This window comes from Streptomyces sp. NPDC088923 (assembly GCF_044749745.1).
In the GTDB taxonomy this organism is placed as follows: Bacteria; Actinomycetota; Actinomycetes; order Streptomycetales; family Streptomycetaceae; genus Streptomyces.
Window position 1 is genome coordinate 302060 of sequence record NZ_JBIVIO010000007.1, and the last position, 18616, is coordinate 320675.

Annotated in this window: 12 protein-coding genes and 1 riboswitch; of the genes, 3 read left to right on the plus strand and 9 right to left on the minus strand. The window is 73.2% G+C overall.

Annotation, left to right across the window (positions count from 1 at the left end):
• The first annotated feature begins 44 nt into the window (after positions 1–44).
• Positions 45–1010: a pirin family protein gene (locus tag ACIP4O_RS25040; protein ID WP_401577698.1), complete on the plus strand. Its 966-nt coding sequence runs from the start codon at positions 45–47 to the stop codon at positions 1008–1010.
• A gap of 43 nt (positions 1011–1053) precedes the next feature.
• Here the strand turns inward: ACIP4O_RS25040 and manD are convergent, their stop codons facing one another.
• Complete coding sequence (manD, locus tag ACIP4O_RS25045; RefSeq protein WP_401577700.1) at positions 1054–2388, minus strand: D-mannonate dehydratase ManD; 1335 nt, start codon at positions 2386–2388, stop codon at positions 1054–1056.
• A 51-nt stretch (positions 2389–2439) separates the two neighbouring features.
• The gene (locus ACIP4O_RS25050; protein ID WP_401577702.1) at positions 2440–3852 is read right to left on the minus strand and encodes a short-chain fatty acyl-CoA regulator family protein; all 1413 of its coding nucleotides are present in this window, start codon (positions 3850–3852) and stop codon (positions 2440–2442) included.
• A gap of 336 nt (positions 3853–4188) precedes the next feature.
• On the opposite strand from ACIP4O_RS25050, the gene aceA reads away from it, so the two are divergent.
• Both aceA and ACIP4O_RS25060 read left to right on the plus strand, forming a co-directional pair.
• Positions 4189–5469 carry an isocitrate lyase gene (gene aceA, locus ACIP4O_RS25055; protein ID WP_401577703.1) on the plus strand — a complete coding sequence of 427 codons (1281 nt, stop codon included), beginning with the start codon at positions 4189–4191 and terminating at the stop codon, positions 5467–5469.
• Positions 5470–5722: 253 nt separating this feature from the next.
• Positions 5723–7261 carry a malate synthase gene (locus ACIP4O_RS25060; protein WP_401577705.1) on the plus strand — a complete coding sequence of 513 codons (1539 nt, stop codon included), beginning with the start codon at positions 5723–5725 and terminating at the stop codon, positions 7259–7261.
• A 103-nt stretch (positions 7262–7364) separates the two neighbouring features.
• On the opposite strand, the gene ACIP4O_RS25065 is transcribed toward ACIP4O_RS25060, so the two are convergent.
• The 7 genes from ACIP4O_RS25065 to cobN form a co-directional block, all read right to left on the minus strand.
• Complete coding sequence (locus tag ACIP4O_RS25065) at positions 7365–8141, minus strand: enoyl-CoA hydratase (RefSeq protein ID WP_401577707.1); 777 nt, start codon at positions 8139–8141, stop codon at positions 7365–7367.
• Positions 8138–9055, minus strand: a complete 918-nt coding sequence (mmsB, locus tag ACIP4O_RS25070) for a 3-hydroxyisobutyrate dehydrogenase (RefSeq protein ID WP_401577709.1) — start codon at positions 9053–9055, stop codon at positions 8138–8140. The genes ACIP4O_RS25065 and mmsB overlap by 4 nt, the downstream gene beginning before the upstream one ends.
• Positions 9052–10137: an enoyl-CoA hydratase/isomerase family protein gene (locus tag ACIP4O_RS25075; RefSeq protein WP_401577711.1), complete on the minus strand. Its 1086-nt coding sequence runs from the start codon at positions 10135–10137 to the stop codon at positions 9052–9054. Before ACIP4O_RS25075 ends, mmsB begins: the two co-directional genes overlap by 4 nt.
• Positions 10134–11309 carry an acyl-CoA dehydrogenase family protein gene (locus ACIP4O_RS25080; protein WP_401577712.1) on the minus strand — a complete coding sequence of 392 codons (1176 nt, stop codon included), beginning with the start codon at positions 11307–11309 and terminating at the stop codon, positions 10134–10136. Before ACIP4O_RS25080 ends, ACIP4O_RS25075 begins: the two co-directional genes overlap by 4 nt.
• 10 nt (positions 11310–11319) lie before the next feature.
• On the minus strand, positions 11320–12843 hold the full coding sequence (locus tag ACIP4O_RS25085) for a CoA-acylating methylmalonate-semialdehyde dehydrogenase (RefSeq protein WP_401577714.1): 1524 nt from the start codon (positions 12841–12843) through the stop codon (positions 11320–11322).
• Between the two features lie 351 nt (positions 12844–13194).
• Entirely contained in the window at positions 13195–14661 is a 1467-nt protein-coding gene (locus ACIP4O_RS25090) for a hypothetical protein (RefSeq protein WP_401577715.1), read from the minus strand.
• A gap of 75 nt (positions 14662–14736) precedes the next feature.
• Positions 14737–18327: a cobaltochelatase subunit CobN gene (cobN, locus tag ACIP4O_RS25095; protein WP_401577717.1), complete on the minus strand. Its 3591-nt coding sequence runs from the start codon at positions 18325–18327 to the stop codon at positions 14737–14739.
• 55 nt (positions 18328–18382) lie between these two features.
• Positions 18383–18458, minus strand: a riboswitch (cobalamin riboswitch).
• Between the last annotated feature and the right edge of the window lie 158 nt (positions 18459–18616).

Below are 18616 nucleotides of genomic sequence, written 5' to 3' on the forward strand. Positions count from 1 at the left end.
GACCGTCCGGGTGGCGTGCGACGGTGAGCGCTAGGTTGAGCGGCATGAGCAATCTGGACACCCACCCCGTGCCGAAGCCGTGCGGCGGCCGCGAGGACGTCCTCGCGGCGCCCGTGCGCGAGCTGCTGAGCCCCCGTCGGGTGCCGCTCGGCGAGTCGACGGAGGTACGGCGGCTGCTGCCGAACCTCGGCCGCCGCATGATCGGCGCCTGGGCCTTCGTCGACCACTACGGGCCCGACGACATCGCGGACGAGCCCGGGATGCAGGTGCCGCCGCATCCGCACATCGGGCTCCAGACGGTGAGCTGGCTGCACGAGGGCGAGGTGCTGCACCGCGACTCGCTCGGCTCACTCCAGACGATCAGGCCGCGCGAGCTGGGCCTCATGACCTCCGGCGGCGCGATCTCGCACTCCGAGGAGAGCCCCCGCCCGCACGCGCGCTACCTGCACGGGGCCCAGCTGTGGGTGGCGCTGCCGGACGAGGCGCGCCACCAAGCTGCGCACTTCGAGCACCACGCGGACCTTCCGCACGTCACGGCGCCGGGACTCGACGCGACCGTGGTCCTCGGCACGCTCGACACGGCGACGTCGCCCGGTACGACGTACTCCCCGCTCGTCGGCGCGGATCTCGCGCTGCGCGAGGGCACGGAGGCGGACCTGCCGCTGAACCCGGACTTCGAGTACGGGGTCCTCGCGATGTCGGGCGAGCTGTCCGTGGACGGGGTGCCCGTGACGCCGGGGTCGATGCTGTACCTGGGCTGCGGGCGCACGAGCCTGCCGCTGCGGGCCCTGTCGGACGCGGGCGCGATGCTCCTGGGTGGGGAGCCTTTCGCGGAGAAGCTGCTCATGTGGTGGAACTTCGTGGGCCGTACGCAGGAGGAGATCGAGCGGGCCCGCGAGGACTGGATGACGAGCGACCGCTTCGGCGAGGTCCACGGCTACGACGGCACACGCCTGCCCGCGCCCGCGCTGCCGCCCGTGCCGCTGAAGCCGCGGGGGCGGGAGCGCTGAGGGAGGGCCGGGCGCGGGGCCGCGCTGTGGGCCTGCGCCCTGGTCACCAGTCGTGCACGGTGCCGTCCGCGAGCCGGTTCACGGGGAGGTGGGCGGGCGCGTAGGGGAAGCGGGCGGCGGCCTCCTCGTCGAGCGTGACGCCGAGGCCGGGCTCCTCGCCCGGGTGCAGGAGGCCGTCGGTGAAGCGGTAGGAGGTGCGGAAGACCTCCAGCGTGTGCGGGGAGTGGCGCATGTACTCCTGGATGCCGAAGTTGTGCACGGCGAGGTCCAGGTGGAGGGCGGCGGCCATGCCCACCGGGGAGATGTCGGTGGGTCCGTGCATCCCCGACCTGACGCCGTACACGGCGGCGAGGTCGAGGATGCGGCGCATGCCCGTGACGCCGCCGGCGTGCGTGACCGAGGAGCGGACGTAGTCGATGAGGCGTTCGCCGAGCAGCGTCGTGTAGTCGTGCACGGAGTTGAAGACCTCGCCGATCGCGAGCGGCGTCGTGGTGTGCTGCCGCACCAGGCGCAGCGCCGCCTGGTCCTCGGCGGGCGTGACGTCCTCCAGCCAGAACAGGTCGTACGGTTCGAGGCTCTTGCCCAGGCGCGCGGCCTGGAGCGGTGTCATGCGGTGGTGGCCGTCGTGCAGGAGGGTCAGTTCGGGGCCGAACTCGGCGCGTACGGCCTCGAAGACGGTGGGGATGTGCCGCAGGTAGGCGGGGGTGTCCCACTGTTCCTCGGTGGGGCGGGTCGTGCGGCGCGCGGGTTCGTAGTCGTAGCGTTCGCCCGCGCCGTTGGCGGAGGCGGCGACGCCGTAGACGGAGTCGAGACCGGGTACGCCGCTCTGCACCCGTATCGCGCGGTAGCCGGCCTCCAGGTGGGCGCGGACGGAGTCGAGCAGTTCGGGGATGTCGCGCCCGGAGGCGTGGCCGTAGGCGAGGGCGCCGGTGCGGCAGGCGCCGCCGAGCAGTTGGTAGAGCGGCATCCCGGCACGTTTGGCCTTGATGTCCCACAGCGCCATGTCGACGGCGGCGATCGCGGCCATCGTGACGGGTCCGCGCCGCCAGTACCCGCCCCGGTACAGGTACTGCCAGGTGTCCTCGATCGCGTCGGCGTCCCGGCCGGTCAGGAGCGGGGCGACGTGGTCGCCGAGGTAGGAGGCGACGGCCAGTTCCCTGCCGTTGAGGGTCGCGTCGCCGAGGCCGGTGAGACCGTCCTCGGTGGTGATGCGGAGAGTGACGAAATTGCGGCCGGGACTCGTGACGACGACGTCCGCTGCGTGGATCTTCACCGGGTGGGTCCTTCGGTGGGGGTGGGAGGTCTCGCCGGTCAGGTATACCGATTTACTCCGGCGCTGTCGAGACCCCTCTGCACATGCACGCGGGCCGCTTCCCATGTTGTGGAACGTTTTCCCTCTGACGCCCTGCCGCGCTCCCGGCCCCGCCCCTCACCCGCGCCCCCGCTCCCCTCGCACCCGGTACGGCACGAACGTGCTGCTGCGCTCGTCGATCGTGAGGGTGTGACCCACCGGCGGGGTCGCGCGCTGGGGGCAGTCGAGGTGTTCGCAGACGCGGCAGCCCATGCCGATGGGGGTGTCCGAGGCGGGGTTGTCGAGGTCGAGCCCTTCGGAGTAGACGAGGCGGCCCGCGTGGCGGACCTCGCAGCCGAGGCCGATCGCGTACGTGCTGCCGCGCTCGCCCCAGGCGCCGCCGCGCCGTGTGACGGTGCGCGCGGTCCACAGGTGGCGGCTGCCGTCGGGCATACGGGTGAGCTGGACGTGCACGCGCCCTGGCGCGGTGAACGCCTCGTAGATGTTCCACAGGGGGCACGTGCCGCCCGAGCGCGAGAAGGGGAACCCGGTCGCGGACTGGCGCTTGGACATGTTCCCCGCACGGTCGACGCGGACGAACGACAGCGGGACGCCGCTCAGGCGGGGGCGTTGCAGGGTGCTGAGGCGGTGGCACATGGTCTCGTAGCCGAGGCCGTAGTGGTCGCCGAGGCGTTCGATGTCGTAGCGGTACTCCTCGGCGCGCGCGTGGAACTCGCGGTACGGGAGGACGAGAGCACCGGCGAAGTAGTGTGCGAGGCCGATGCGGGTGAGCGCGTGGGCGGGTGACTGGCGGGGGAACTTCTCGGCCGCGAGGGAGTCGAGTTCGGAGCCGTACTCCAGGAGGGCGAGCTGCGCGGCCATGCGGAAGGTCTGCTGGCCCGGGCGCAGGCGCGGCGAGAGGTGCAGGGTGCGGCTCGCGGCGTCGTAGCGGTGCAGGTGGGGGCCGGCCGTGGTCGCGACGTGGACGCCGTGCTGGGCCTCCAGGTGTTCGGCGAGGGTCTGGCCCGCCGTGCCGGGGCGGACACGGAGTTCGCCGGCGAGGTCCTCGGCGGCGAGGTCGAGGGGGTGGAAGTAGTTGCGGCGCTCGTAGAAGAAGTCGCGTACCTCCTCGTGCGGTGAGCCGGGGGTCTCCTGGTGGTCCTCGGGGCCTCCGCCGCGTCCGGAGAGTTGTTCGGCGAGGCGCTGGGAGCGGCGCTGGAGGTCGAGGAGGAGACGCGCGGCGCCGGGGGTGCGGGTGGCGATCTCCTCCAGTTCGCCGGGCAGGACCCGGCCCTCGTCCAGCGGCGCCGCGAGGGCTTCGCGGAGGTCGGCGAGGAGGCGGGTCGAGTCGCGGGCGGAGAAGAAGGACGCGTCGATGCCGAAGGTCTCGCCGATCTTGAGCAGGACCGGGACGGTGAGCGGTCGCGAGTCGTGCTCCATCTGGTTCAGGTAACTCGGCGAGATGCCGAGGGTGCGGGCGAGTTCGGCCTGGCTCAGGCGGCGTTCCTCGCGCAGCCGGCGCAGTCGCGCGCCCGCATAAGTCCTGGCCATGACAGGCCTCCTCCGTCACTCCACGTCACTCCCGGCGAGAGTGGGAGCCACCTTAGCGGCCGCTCGGGGATTGGCAAGCTTCGCAAAGGTGGCGGGGGAAGATTCACAGACTTCACAGATTTCCCCCCTTGATGGCACTCAGTGCCAGTGCCACAGTCGAGTCATCGCCCCGATCCCGCAAGGGAAACAAGGGCGTCACGGCGGGGCGGATTGCTCCAGAGGACTTAGTGCGACACTCCGTGCCGCACAGGGCTGAGTCCCCTCCCCCAGCTTCACAACCGTGACACCTCACCACAGCGACATCACTGCGACACCTTCAGGGAGACGGTGACCCTCATGGGCAAGACGACCGACCGCGCAGCCGAACTGACCCGCCGCTGGGCCGAGGACCCCCGCTGGAAGGGCATCGAGCGGACCTACTCCGCCGAGGACGTCGTGCGTCTCGCCGGCAGCGTCCGCGAGGAGCACACGCTCGCCCGGCGCGGCGCCGAGCGCCTGTGGCGCCAGCTCCACGAGCGCGACTACGTCCACGCGCTCGGCGCCCTCACCGGAGGCCAGGCCGTCCAGCAGGTCAAGGCCGGGCTCCAGGCCATCTACCTCTCGGGCTGGCAGGTCGCGGCGGACGCCAACCTCGCCGGGCAGACGTACCCCGACCAGAGCCTCTACCCGGCCAACTCGGTCCCGCAGGTCGTGCGCCGCATCAACAACGCGCTGCTGCGCGCCGACCAGATCGCGACCGCCGAGGACGAGGGCGACACGACCGACTGGCTCGCGCCGATCGTCGCCGACGCGGAGGCCGGTTTCGGCGGCCCGCTCAACGCCTTCGAACTGACGAAGGCGATGATCGCCGCGGGTGCGGCCGGTATCCACTACGAGGACCAGCTCGCCTCCGAGAAGAAGTGCGGCCACCTCGGCGGCAAGGTCCTCGTGCCGACCTCGCAGCACATCCGCACCCTCAACGCGGCCCGTCTCGCCGCCGACATCGCGGACACGCCGACCCTCGTCATCGCCCGCACCGACGCGCTCGCCGCGACCCTGCTCACCAGCGACGTCGACGAGCGCGACGCGCCCTTCGTCACCGGGGAGCGCACCTCCGAGGGCTTCTACCACGTGCGAGGCGGCATGGCTCCGGTCATCGCCCGCGGTCTCGCCTACGCCCCGTACGCCGACCTCATCTGGGTCGAGACCGGCACCCCGGACCTCGCGCAGGCCAGGGAGTTCGCCGAGGCGATCCACGCCGAGCACCCGGACCAGATGCTCGCGTACAACTGCTCGCCGTCCTTCAACTGGCGCGCCGCGCTCGACGACGACCAGATCGCGAAGTTCCAGCGCGAGCTGGGTGCGATGGGCTACCGCTTCCAGTTCATCACCCTCGCCGGGTTCCACTCCCTCAACCACGGGATGTTCGACCTGGCGCGCGGCTACGCCGAGCAGGGCATGACCGCCTACGTCGACCTCCAGGAGCGCGAATTCGCCGCGCAGGCCCAGGGCTTCACCGCCGTGCGCCACCAGCGCGAGGTCGGCACGGGTTACTTCGACCTCGTCTCCACGGCCGTCAACCCGGCCTCGTCCACCACCGCGCTGGCCGGCTCCACCGAGGCCGAGCAGTTCCACTAGCCGGACCGGGACGAAGGCGGGCCCCACTCCTCGCCCGCCCTCGTCCTCTCCTCGCGGCGCGCACCTGTGCGGGTGCGCCGCCGCACCGGGGGCGCGCGCCTTCGCGTCGGCGCGCGTCCCCGTACCCCCCGAGTCGAACGGGGGCCGGGCACCCGTCTCCGTCCGGCCCCCGTTCCTCGCACCCTCACCCGGTCCCTGGGGCCCGCGCATCACGAGTGATCCGCCGTCCCGGCCCCGCTTCAGGAGGTCCCCGATGCCCACCCTCGCCCCGGCCCGTACCGTCCGGGTCATCGCCGCCCCCGGCGCGCGTCACGAAGAGATCCTCACGCCTGCGGCACTGGACTTCCTCGGCGCTCTCGTGGCCGCCTTCGGCGAGCGCCGCCAGTGGCTGCTGCGCGAGCGGCGCCGCCAGGCGCACCGCCTCGCCGCCGGAATCCGGCTCGACTTCCCGCTCGTCACGACGCCGGTGCGCACCGACCGCTCCTGGCGCGTCGCGCCCCCGGCGCCCGGGCTCGCGGAGCGGCACGTGGAACTCGTGGGCCCGCCCACGCCGGGGGCCGCCGCCGCCGCGTACGGCTCGGGCGCCTCGACGTGGACCGCCGACTTCGAGGACGCCACCTCACCGGCCTGGCACGCCGTCCTCGACGGGCACCTCCTCCTCAAGGACCTCGCCCGCACCCCGCGCGCCGGCGAGCGCCCCACCCTCGTCGTGCGCCCCCGCGGCTGGCACCTCGACGAAGCGCACCTGGAGTACGACGGGCAGCCGGTGCCCGCCGCGCTCGCGGACTTCGCGCTCTTCTTCTTCCACAACGCCAAGGCGCTCCTCGACGCGGGCCACGGACCGTACTTCTGCCTGCCGAAGCTGGAGAACCGGTACGAGGCGCGGCTGTGGAACGACGTCTTCCTGCTCGCCCAGGAACTGGTCGGCCTCCCGGCCGGGACCGTGCGGGCCTCCGCGCTCATCGAGACGATCACCGCGGCGATGGAGATGGAGGAGATCCTCCACGAACTGCGCGAGCACAGCTCGGGGTTGATCGCCGGGCGCTGGGACTACCTGTTCAGCCTCATCAAGACCTTCGGTCACCGCACCGACTTCCTCCTGCCCGACCGCGCCCGGCTCCCCATGACGGCGCCCTTCCTGCGCGCGTACACCGAACTCCTCGTGCGCACGTGCCACCGGCGCGGCGCGCACGCGATCGGCGGCATGGCCGCGCAGGCGCCCGAGGGCGGCCCGGCGGCCATCGAGGCGGCGCTCGCCGAGGTGCGGCGCGACAAGGAGCGGGAGGCCGAGGACGGTTTCGACGGCTCGTGGGTCGCGCACCCGGGGCTCGTCCCGGTCGGCCGCGAGGTCTTCCGGGGCGTCCTCGGCGAGCGGCCGCACCAGCTCGACCGTACGCGCGACGACGTCGAGGTCCAGGCCGCGGAACTGCTCGCCGTGCCACGCCTGACCGGGGCGCCCGGTCCCGAGGGGGTGCGCGGCAGCGTGACGCTCGCGGTCCGCTACTTCGACCGCTGGCTCGGCGGTACGGGGCTGCTGGACCAGGGCGGCCTCATCGCCGACGCGGCGACCGCCGAGATCGCCCGCACCCAGATCTGGCAGTGGCTGCGGCATGGCGCGGTGCGCCGCGAGACGGTGGAGCGGCACCTCGACGAGGAGCTGAACGCGCTGGCCGCGGAGGGAGGCTGCAGTGATCCTGCCGCAGTGCGGGAGTTGTTCGCGGCGACGGCGTTGGGGGCTGAACTGCCGTTGTTCTTCACGCAGTACGGGTACGACAAGTATGTGGCGAGCTGACGCCTCAAACGCCGGAGGGGCATATCCAGCCCCTCCGGCGTTTGAGGAGCGGGGTCCGGGGCGGAGCCCTGGCCGCCGGCCCCGACAGAGGGTGCTCCCACCCTCAACGGTGCCGAAATTCCGGCTTCCGCTTGTCGGTAAACGCCGCCATGCCCTCCTTCTGGTCCGCGAACGCGAACACCGAGTGGAAGAGCCTCCGTTCGAAGTGGACGCCCTCCGCGAGGGTCGTCTCGAACGCCGTGTTGACCGCTTCCTTCGCCATCATCGCGGCCGGGGCCGAGAGGTCCGCGATCGTCTCGGCGGCGGCGAGCGCCTCCGTGAGGAGGTCGGCGGCGGGGACGATCCGCGAGACGAGGCCCGCGCGTTCGGCCTCGGTCGCGTCCATCGTGCGCCCGGTCAGGCACAGGTCCATCGCCTTCGCCTTGCCGACCGCGCGGGTCAGCCGCTGCGAGCCCCCGATCCCCGGGATCACGCCGAGCTTGACCTCGGGCTGCCCGAACCGCGCCGTGTCCGCGGCGATCAACAGATCGCACAGCATGGCGAGTTCACACCCCCCGCCGAGCGCGTGCCCCGCGACGGCCGCGATCGTGGGCGTGCGCAGCCTGCCGAGCCGGTCCCAGGCCGAGAACCAATCGTGCAGGTACATCTCGACGGACGTGCGCGGCGCCATCTCGGTGATGTCCGCCCCGGCCGCGAAGGCCCGCTCGGAGCCGGTGATCACGAGGCAGCCGATGTCCGGGTCCCGGTCCAGCCCCTCCGCCGCGCCGACGAGTTCCTCCATCAGCCGCGCGTTGAGGGCGTTGAGCGCCTTCGGGCGGTTCAGGGTGAGCAGGGCGACGCGGCCCCTGCGCTCGACGAGGATCGTCTCGTACGTACTCATTCCGCCGCCTTCCCCGAGTCGTCCCGCAGGACCCGCACGATGCCCGAGAAGTCCTCGTCGGCGCCGCGCCCTTCGGCGTACGCCGCGTACATCTCCGCGGCGCGCAGCCCGAGTTCGGCGTGCACACCGCCCGCGCGGACCGCGTTGGCCGCGAGGCCGAGGTCCTTGGCCATGAGCGGGGCGCCGAAGCCGGGCCGGTAGTCGCGGTTGGCCGGGGACGCCGGAACGGGTCCGGGGACGGGGCAGTTGACGCTGAGCGCCCAGCACTGGCCCGAGGCGGTCGAGGCGACGTCGTAGAGGGCCTGGTGGGAGAGGCCGAGACTCTCGGCGAGGACGAACGCCTCGCTCACGGCGATCATCGAGACGCCGAGGATCATGTTGTTGCAGATCTTCGCGGCCTGCCCGGCGCCCGCCGCGCCGCAGTGCACGACCTTCTTGCCCATGACGTCGAGCAGCGGCAGCGCCTCGGCGAACTCCATCTCTCCCCCGCCGACCATGAAGGTCAGCGTCCCGGCCTCGGCGCCGACGACGCCGCCCGAGACGGGCGCGTCGAGACAGCGCATCCCGCGCCCTTCGGCGAGCGCGTGCACGGCGCGGGCGTCCGCGACGTCGATCGTGGAGCAGTCGACGAAGAGGGTGCCCGGACGCGCGGCGCCGAGAATGTCCTCGTACAGGCCGAGGACGTGGCGCCCGGCGGGGAGCATGGAGATCACGAGGTCGGCGCCGGTAACGGCCTCGACGGCGCTCACCGCGGCCTCGGCCCCCGCCTCGACGCCCGCTTCGAGCGCGGCGGGCACGAGGTCGAAGGCGCGCACGGTGTACTCGGCGCGCACGAGGTTCGCGGCCATGGGAGCGCCCATGTGTCCGAGCCCGATGAACGCGACGGTGCTGACCTTCTTGTCGGTACTGCTCACCGTGTCACCTCCGGTGTCGGGGCGAGCCCGAGTTCCCGCTCGCCCAGGGGTGTGAAGAAGCGTGCGACGTCGGCGGCGCCGACCTCGGCCAGCGAGGCCGGGTTCCAGTGCGGGTCGCGGTCCTTGTCGATGACCTGCGCGCGGACGCCCTCGACGAGGTCGGGCGTGGCGAGGCACGCGAGCGAGACGCGGTACTCCTGGTCGAGCGCCTCCTCCAGCGTGCCGAGCGCGCGGACGCGGCGGAGCGCTTCGAGGGTCACCTTGAGGCTCGTCGGGGAGCGGCCTTCGAGGGCCGCCGCGTCGGCGTGCGCGGCCTCCTCGGGGCGGGCCCGCAGCCGCGCGATGATCTCCTCGACGGTGTCCGCCGCGTAACAGGCGTCGATCCAGGGGCGGTCGGCGTCGAGCGCGGCGGGCGGCGCCTCGGTCGCGTACCGTCCGACGGCCTCCTTCGCGGGCAGGGTGCCGAGCGCTTCGAGGAGTTCCGGCAGGGCGCTCGACGGTACGTAGTGGTCGGCGAGGCCGAGGCGCAGCGCGTCCCCGGGCCCCGCGACCGTGCCGGTGAGGGCCTGGCGGGTGCCGAGGTGTCCGGGGGCGCGCGAGAGGAGCCACGTACCGCCGACATCGGGTACGAAGCCGATCCCCGTCTCGGGCATCGCCGCCTTCGTGCGCTCGGTGACGATCCGGACCGAGCCGTGGGCGGAGACACCGATGCCGCCGCCCATGACGATGCCGTCCATGACGGCGACGTACGGCTTGGGATAGTGCGGGATGCGGGCGTTGAGCACGTACTCGTCGCGCCAGAAGTCCGCGGCCTCCTGCCCGTCGCCGCCGCGCGCCGCCTCGTGGATGGCGCGGATGTCGCCGCCCGCGCACAGGCCGCGCTCCCCTGAGCCGGTGAGGACGACGGTCTCGATCGCGTCGTCCTCCTCCCAGGCGGTGAGGGCGGCGTCGATGAGGCCGACCATCTCGTGCGTGAGGGCGTTGAGGGCGCGGGGGCGGTTGAGGACGAGGTGGGCGGCCCGTCCCACGACCGACGTGAGGACGGGACCCTCCTCGGCGCCGCGCTCCTGGGCGCCGCTCACCGGGCGGCTCCGGTGAGACCCCTGGCCACGATGACGCGCATGATCTCGTTGCTCCCTTCGAGGATCTGGTGGACCCGCAGGTCCCGGACGATCTTCTCGATACCGTACTCGTGCAGATAGCCGTAGCCGCCGTGGAGTTGGAGCGCGCGGTCAGCGATCCGGAAGCCGGTGTCGGTGGCGAAGCGCTTGGCCATCGCGATGAGTTGCGGGGCCTGCGGGTCCTTGCGGTCCAAGGCGTCGGCGGCCTGGTGGAGCAGGGCGCGCGCGGCGGCGAGTTCGGTGGCCATGTCCGCGAGGCGGAAGCGCAGGGCCTCGGACTCGATGAGCGGCTGCCCGAACGCCTCGCGCTCGCTGAGGTGCGTCAGCGAGCGGTCGAGCGCGGAGCGGGCGCCGCCGAGCGAGCACGCCGCGATGCCGAGCCGGCCGCCGTTGAGGCCGTTCATGGCGATGCGGAAACCCTGTCCCTCTTCACCGAGTACGCGGTCCGCGGGCACGCGCACGCCGTCGAGGATCACCTGCCGGGTCGGCTGCGCGTTCCAGCCCATCTTGTGCTCGTTGGGCCCGAAGCCGAGCCCGGGGTCGTCCTTGTCGACGAGGAAGGCGGTGATGCCGTCGGGTCCGGCGCCTCCCGTACGGGCCATGACGAGGTAGAGCCGGGCGGCGCCCGCGCCGGAGATGAACTGCTTGACGCCGGTGAGGACCCAGTCGTCGCCGTCGCGCACGGCGCGGGTGGAGAGCGCTGCGGCGTCCGAGCCTGCGCCCGGCTCGGTGAGGCAGTAGCTCGCGAGGTCGTCCATCGCGCACAGCCCCGGGAGGTAGCGGGCGCGTTGGGCCTCGTCGCCGTAGGTGTCGACCATCCAGCCGACCATGTTGTGGATCGACAGGTAGGCGGCGACGCAGGGGCAGCCGGTGGCGAGCGCCTCGAAGACGAGGACGCCGTCGGCGCGCCTGAGGCCGGAGCCGCCGGACTCCTCGCGGACGTAGACGCCGCCGAGGCCGAGCCCCGCGGCCTTGCGCAGGACGTCGACGGGGAAGTGCTTCTCCCGGTCCCACTCCAGGGCGTGCGGGGCGAGGTGGTCCCCCGCGAAGTCGAGTGTCGTCTCGACGAGGGCCCGCTGGTCCTCGGTCAGTTGTGTGTCGTACGTGGTGGTGCCGTGTGTGGTGGTGCTCATGGTGGTGCCCTCAGCCCATCGTCGGGAGGGTGAAGCTCGCCCCTTCGCGCAGTCCCTTGGGCCAGCGCGAGGTGACGGTCTTGGTGCGGGTGTAGAAGCGGATCGAGTCGGGCCCGTGCTGGTTGAGGTCGCCGAATCCGGACGCCTTCCAGCCGCCGAAGGTGTGGTACGCGACGGGCACCGGGATCGGCACGTTGACGCCGACCATGCCGGTGTTGACGCGGCGCGTGAAGTCGCGGGCGGTGTCGCCGTCGCGGGTGAAGATCGCGACACCGTTGCCGAAGGGGTGCTCGCTCGGCAGGCGCAGGGCCTCCTCGTAGTCCGCGGCGCGTACGACGCAGAGGACGGGCCCGAAGATCTCCTCCTGGTAGATCCGCATGTCAGGGGTCACGCGGTCGAAGAGCGAGGCACCGGCGAAGAAGCCCTTCTCGTGCCCGGCGAGGGTGAAGCCCCGGCCGTCCACGACGAGTTCGGCACCCTCCTCGACGCCGATGCCGACGTAGGAGCGGACGCGGGCGAGGGCGTCAGGACCGACGAGGGGCCCGAAGTCGGCCTCGGGGTCGTCGCTCGTGCCGATCCTGAGTCCGGCGATGCGCTCCTTGAGGCGGGCCACGAGCGCGTCGGCGGTCTCCTCGCCGACGGGCACGGCGACGGAGATCGCCATGCAGCGCTCGCCCGCCGAGCCGTACCCGGCGCCGACGAGGGCGTCCACGGCCTGGTCGAGGTCGGCGTCGGGCATCACGATCATGTGGTTCTTGGCGCCGCCGAAGCACTGGGCGCGCTTGCCGTTCGCGGCGGCGCTCGCGTAGATGTGCGCGGCGATGGGCGTGGAGCCGACGAAGCCGAGCGCCTGGACGCGCGGGTCCTCGATCAGGGTGTCCACGGCCGTGCGGTCGCCGTTGACGACGTTGAGGACCCCGGCGGGCAGTCCGGCTTCGAGGAAGAGTTCGGCCAGGCGCAGGGGCACCGAGGGGTCGCGCTCGGAGGGCTTGAGGAGGAAGGCGTTGCCGCAGGCGAGGGCGGGGGCGGCCTTCCAGAGCGGGATCATCGCGGGGAAGTTGAAGGGCGTGATGCCCGCGACGACGCCGAGCGGGGAGCGCAGCGAGTGCACGTCGATGCCGGTCCCCGCGTTGTCGCTGAACTCGCCCTTCATCAGGTGCGGGATACCGGCGGCGAACTCGACGACTTCGAGGCCGCGCTGGAGGTCGCCGTGCGCGTCGGCGATGGTCTTGCCGTGCTCGCTCGACAGGAGACGGGCGATCTCGTCCTTCTCCTGGTCGACGAGCTGGAGGAACCTGAGCAGCACGCGGGCGCGGCGCTGGGGGTTCCACTCGCCCCACTCCCGCTGCGCGCGGGCCGCGTCGGCGATCGCGGCCTCGGTCTCGGCGCGGCTGGCGAGCGGCACGCGGGCCTGCACCTCGCCGGTGTTGGGGTCGTAGACGTCGGCGAAGGCCCCGGAGGTGCCGGGGGTGTGCTTGCCGCCGATGAAGTGGGTGAGTTCGCGTACGGGGGCGCGGTGGGGCGCACTGACCATGGGGGCCTGCTCTCGTCGGGCGGTGCGGAGGGCGAGCGGTACGGGATCGGGCGGTACGGGATCGGGCGATACGGGACCCAGCGGTTCGGGACCGGGCGGTGCGGGCCGGCCGGTACGAGGCCGGACGAGTGCGGACGACTCACCCCTCACGGATATATCGGGCTGTCAGGGCAGCACGGATCGTCCCACGGGCGGTCACCGATCCCGGATCACCGCGCCCCGGAACTGCCCGGACTATATAGTTGGACGTCCTAGTAAATCCAGCCTCCGCACGAGGGCGTCGAGAAAGCCGCAGGTCGGACGGGGTGCGCTGAGGGCCGCGTCAGCGCGTGGAGCGGGGTGCGGGGCGCCTCACCGCGCGCGGGAGCGCCGCCTGCGTGCCCGTACCAGGAAAGCCGCCCCGGCCAGGACGACCACCACTCCCCCGGCCGTTCCCCACCCGGCGGCCTGCCCGCCGCCGCTCGCGCGCGGCCCCTCGCCGGCCTCGGCCGCGACGCGCGCCGTGTCGTTCGCGGGTTCCGGGTCGGCCGGGTACTCCTCGCCGTCCTTGCCGCGCAGCCGCACCGAGCCCTCGGCGGGGAGGGCGCCCAGACGCAGGCGGAAGGTGAGCAGCTGCGTGTCGCCCGGTTCGTGGACGGTGAGGGGGCACGTGTAGACGCCGGTCCTGTCGTGCTCGCACAGGGGCTCGAAGTAGTCCTCGTCCAGCTCCTCCATGGGCTCCTTCAGCACACGCGAGCCCTTCGGCGGGGTGAACTCGACCTTGACGGACGGGTATCCGCCGGGGTCGCCCGGGCCCTTGTTCGCGGCGCCCACCCGGACGTCCCGCTCCTCGCCTTCGTGACCGCGTACCCGGGCGCCCACCGCCGCGTAGTCGGAGGGGTTGTCGACGGAGAACCGGGTCCAGGCGGTGGCCTCGCGACTCCAGGTCCCCGTGGTCCCGGTGCCGGGCTGCGGGCGCAGGGCGGGGCCCTTGCCCGGCTCGCCCCGCTCGGGGACGACGACGCCGTCGTACGGGCCGAGGTCGAGGGGCCAGGCGGACTGGTGCAGGCCTCCGCCGGTCTCCACCTCGGGGGCGCGCAGGTCGAGACCGGGCGCGAGGTCGACGCTCTCGCCGGGGGCGAGGTCGAGCGAGGGGAAGCGGCAGGTGGCGGTGGTGCCGTGGTAGCGGCAGTTCGAGAAGCGTTCCGTCACGGAGGTCACGGTGTCGGTGGTGTACGTGAGCCCGAGGCCGTGCGCGGGGGTCTCGCCCGCGTTGCGCACGACGAGGGCGAAGTGCGTACGGGCGCCGGGGCGCAGGTGGGTGACCTGTTCGGGGCGGCGTATCTCCAGGACGGGCCCGCCGACCACGACGCGCGTGGTGGCCTCGCTCACGCGGCCGCCCGGGGCCTCGTAGCGCAGGTGCAGGTCCCCCGTGTCCCCGGCCGTGCTGCCCGGCGCGGCGTACGGGAGGGCGCCGGCCCAGTCGGCCCAGCTGTTGTAGCTCGCGCCGACCGCGCAGACGATCCGGGTACCGTCGCCCGAACAGCCGTTGCCGAACTTCTTGAGATGCAGGACCTTTTCGGCCCCGCGCACGTCCATGATCAGGCGCCCCGACTTCTCGCCCGTCGCGACGTCGGCGTCGTAGAGGACGTGCAGGCGTTTGTCGCGCGCGGGGCGCTTGGGGCCCCCTGGTGGTGCGACGTGGTACGTGGCGGGGGCGCTGAGGTGCGGGTCCGCCGCCGCGGCCGGGGTGGTCGTGAGAGGGACCACCCCGGCGAGGCACGCCGCGAGGGCGAGGAGGGCACCGCGAGTCCGGGGGGTGTGGGGGCGAACCGGCATGCGGGCCAGTCGATCACGCGGGACGCCGCGCCCGGACGGCACCCCTGCCCCGTACCTCCCCCCGCCGGGGCCCGCTCAGCCCGCCTCGCCCTCCAGATTCCCCTCCGTCTCCAGGTAGACCTGGCGCAGCGCGTCGAGCACCGCCGGGTCGGGCTCGGCCCACATGCCGCGCGACTCGGCCTCCAGGAGGCGTTCCGCGATGCCGTGCAGGGCCCAGGGGTTGGCTTCCTGGAGGAAGGCGCGGTTGGTCTCGTCGAGGACGTACGTCTCGGTGAGCTTGTCGTACATCCAGTCGGCGATGACGCCCGTCGTCGCGTCGTAGCCGAACAAGTAGTCCACCGTGGCGGCGAGTTCGAAGGCGCCCTTGTATCCGTGGCGGCGCATCGCCTCGATCCAGCGGGGGTTGACGACGCGGGCGCGGAAGACGCGCGAGGTCTCCTCCACGAGGGTGCGGGTGCGGACCGTCTCGGGGCGGGTCGAGTCGCCGATGTACGCCTCGGGCGCGGTGCCGCGCAGCGCGCGCACGGCGGCGACCATGCCGCCGTGGTACTGGAAGTAGTCGTCCGAGTCGGCGATGTCGTGCTCGCGCGTGTCGGTGTTCTTCGCGGCGACGGCGATCCTGCGGTACGCGGTCTCCATCTCCTCGCGCGCGGGCCGTCCTTCGAGGCCGCGCCCGTACGCGTACCCGCCCCACACCGTGTAGACCTCCGCGAGGTCGGCGTCGGTGCGCCAGTCGCGCGAGTCGATGAGCTGGAGGAGTCCCGCGCCGTAGGTGCCCGGCCGGGAGCCGAAGATACGGGTCGTGGCGCGGCGTTCGTCGCCGTGCTCGGCCACGTCGCGCTGTACGTGAGCGCGGATGTGGTTGACGTCCGCGCTCTCGTCGAGCGAGGCGGCGAGGCGGACGGCGTCGTCGAGGAGACCGACCGTGTGCGGGAAGGCGTCGCGGAAGAAGCCGGAGATGCGCAGGGTCACGTCAACGCGGGGGCGGCCGAGTTCCCCGTACGGGATCGCTTCGAGCCCGGTGACGCGGCGCGAGGCGTCGTCCCACACGGGGCGGACGCCGAGCAGCGCGAGGGCTTCGGCGATGTCGTCCCCGGCCGTGCGCATCGCGCTCGTGCCCCACAGCGAGAGCCCGACCGAGGTGGGCCACTCACCGTGGTCGGCGCGGTAGCGGTCCAGGAGCGAGGTCGCGAGGGACTGCCCGGTCTCCCAGGCGAGGCGCGAGGGGACGGCCTTCGGGTCGACGGAGTAGAAGTTGCGGCCGGTCGGGAGGACGTTGACGAGGCCGCGCAGCGGCGAGCCGGAGGGCCCGGCGGGGACGAAACCGCCGCGCAGGGCGCGCAGGGTGTGGTCGAGTTCGTCGGTCGTCGCCGCGAGGCGCGGGACCACCTCGCGCGCGGCGAAGGCGAGGACCGCGCGGACGTCCTCGTTCTCGTCCCGCGGCACGGCGTCCGGGTCCCAGCCCGCGTCCTCCATCGCCTGGACGAGCGCGCGGGCGCGCTCCTCGGCGGCGTCGGCGCTCGCGAGGGTCGCGGCGGACTCGTCGAGGCCGAGTGCTTCGCGCAGCCCGGGGAGTGCCTGGGTGCCGCCCCAGATCTGGCGGGCGCGCAGGATCGCGAGGACGAGGTTGACGCGGTCGGTGGCGGCCGGGGCCTTGCCGAGGATGTGGAGGCCGTCGCGGATCTGGGCGTCCTTGACCTCGCAGAGCCAGCCGTCGACGTGGAGGAGGAAGTCGTCGAAGCCGTCGTCGTCGGGGCGGTCGTCCAGGCCGAGGTCGTGGTCGAGGCGCGCGGCCTGGATGAGGGTCCAGATCTGGGCGCGGATCGCGGGGAGCTTCGCCGGGTCCATGGCGGCGATCTGCGCGTGCTCGTCGAGGAGTTGTTCGAGGCGCGCGATGTCCCCGTAGGACTCGGCGCGGGCCATCGGCGGGACGAGGTGGTCCACCAGGGTCGCGTGGACGCGGCGCTTGGCCTGGGTGCCCTCGCCGGGGTCGTTGACGAGGAAGGGGTAGACGAGGGGCAGGTCGCCGAGCGCGGCGTCGGGGCCGCAGGCGGCGGAGAGCCCCGCGTTCTTGCCGGGCAGCCACTCCAGGTTGCCGTGCTTGCCGAGGTGCACCATCGCGTCGGCACCGAAGCCGCCCTCGGCCGTGGGCGCGGCGATCCAGCGGTAGGCGGCGAGGTAGTGGTGCGAGGGCGGCAGATCGGGGTCGTGGTAGATCGCGATGGGGTTCTCGCCGAAGCCGCGCGGGGGCTGGATGAGGACGAGGAGGTTCCCGAAGCGGAGCGCGGCGAGCACGATGTCGCCCTCGGGGTTCGCGCTCCGGTCGACGAACATCTCGCCGGGCGCGGGCCCCCAGTGCTCCTCGACCGCCGTGCGCAGCTCCTTGGGCAGGGTCGCGAACCAGCGGCGGTAGTCGGCGGCGGGGATGCGGACGGGGTTGGCCGCGAGCTGTTCCTCGGTGAGCCACTCCTGGTCGTGGCCGCCCGCGTCGATCAGCGCGCGGATCAGCTCGTCCCCGTCGCCGGACTCGACGCCGGGTATGGGGTCCGTGCCGAAGTCGTAGCCCTCGGCACGGAGGCGGCGCAGGAGCTCGATGGCGCTCGCCGGGGTGTCGAGACCGACCGCGTTGCCGATCCGGGAGTGCTTGGTGGGGTAAGCGGACAGGACGAGCGCGAGGCGCTTGTCGGGGGCGGGGATGTGGCGCAGGCGGGCGTGGCGCACGGCGATCCCGGCGACGCGTGCGGCGCGCTCGGGGTCGGCGACGTAGGCGGGGAGGCCGTCGGCGTCGATCTCCTTGAAGGAGAAGGGGACGGTGATGAGGCGGCCGTCGAACTCGGGCACGGCGATCTGGCTGGCGGCGTCGAGCGGCGAGACGCCCTCGTCGTTCTCCTCCCAGTCGGCGCGCGAGCCGGTGAGGCACAGGGCCTGGAGGATCGGTACGTCGAGCCCGGCGAGCGCGCCCGCGTCCCACGCCTCCTCGTCGCCGCCCGCGCTCGCCTCGGCGGGGCGCGTCCCGCCCGCCGCGAGGACGGTGGTGACGAGGACGTCGGCGGTGCGGAGCGTGTCGAGCAGCCCCTCCTCGGGGGTGCGCAGCGAGGCCACGTAGAGCGGGAGCGCCTGGCCGCCCGCGTCCTCGACGGCCTCGCACAGGGCGTCCACGAAGCCGGTGTTGCCGCTCATGTGGTGGGCGCGGTAGTAGAGCACCGCGACGACGGGCCCGGTGGTGGTGCGCGGGGTGCGCTCCAGCGGGCCCCAGGAGGGGGCGGGCGCGGGCGCGTCGAAGCCGTGCCCGGTGAGGAGCACGGTGTCGGAGAGGAAACGGGCGAGGTGGTCGAGGTTCGCCGGGCCGCCGTGGGCGAGGTAGGCGTGTGCCTCGGCGGCGATACCGACCGGGACGGTGGAGGCGGCCATGAGCTGGGCGTCCGGGGCCTGCTCGCCGCTCAGCACGACGACGGGCCTGCCGTCGGCGAGGAGCAGGTCGAGCCCCTCCTGCCAGACGCGGATGCCGCCGAGGAGCCGTACGACGACGAGGTCGACGCCTTCGAGGAGGGCGGGGAGCTCTTCGAGCGCGAGCCGCGAGGGGTTCGCGAAGCGGTACGGGACCGGGCCCGCGGCGGCGCGGGCGCTGAGCAGGTCCGTGTCGGACGTCGACAGGAGCAGGAACATGCGGCGTCGGCCCTTCCTCGGGGTGTCCACGCCCCGGGCGGTGTTCGGACGGCGGGAGTTCCTGACTCACACGCGGCGGCTGCGCGTGCTCACAGTGGCGGGACCGCGCCGGATTCGCACCGGGCTTCCTCCCATGTCGCCGTCTGGCGGTGGCGGACCGGGTGGGGCCGCCGAGTGGTCATAGTACGGGGGGTCGCGCGGCGGGGATACGGGGCAGGGGGCAAGAGCGGCAGCGACCGGCGGTCGGCGGTACGGGGCGCGGCGGGGGCCGGCGGTACCGGGCGCGGGC

Bases quoted from the DNA above. Each gene is read 5' to 3' on its own strand.
- ACIP4O_RS25090 (WP_401577715.1), bottom strand. From the start codon at position 14,661: ATGCCGGTTCGCCCCCACACCCCCCGGACTCGCGGTGCCCTCCTCGCC.
- ACIP4O_RS25080 (WP_401577712.1), bottom strand. From the start codon at position 11,309: ATGAGCACCACCACACACGGCACCACCACGTACGACACACAACTGACC.
- manD (WP_401577700.1), bottom strand. From the start codon at position 2,388: ATGGGAAGCGGCCCGCGTGCATGTGCAGAGGGGTCTCGACAGCGCCGG.
- aceA (WP_401577703.1), top strand. From the start codon at position 4,189: ATGGGCAAGACGACCGACCGCGCAGCCGAACTGACCCGCCGCTGGGCC.
- cobN (WP_401577717.1), bottom strand. From the start codon at position 18,327: ATGTTCCTGCTCCTGTCGACGTCCGACACGGACCTGCTCAGCGCCCGC.
- ACIP4O_RS25040 (WP_401577698.1), top strand. From the start codon at position 45: ATGAGCAATCTGGACACCCACCCCGTGCCGAAGCCGTGCGGCGGCCGC.
- ACIP4O_RS25085 (WP_401577714.1), bottom strand. From the start codon at position 12,843: ATGGTCAGTGCGCCCCACCGCGCCCCCGTACGCGAACTCACCCACTTC.
- ACIP4O_RS25065 (WP_401577707.1), bottom strand. From the start codon at position 8,141: ATGAGTACGTACGAGACGATCCTCGTCGAGCGCAGGGGCCGCGTCGCC.
- ACIP4O_RS25050 (WP_401577702.1), bottom strand. From the start codon at position 3,852: ATGGCCAGGACTTATGCGGGCGCGCGACTGCGCCGGCTGCGCGAGGAA.
- ACIP4O_RS25060 (WP_401577705.1), top strand. From the start codon at position 5,723: ATGCCCACCCTCGCCCCGGCCCGTACCGTCCGGGTCATCGCCGCCCCC.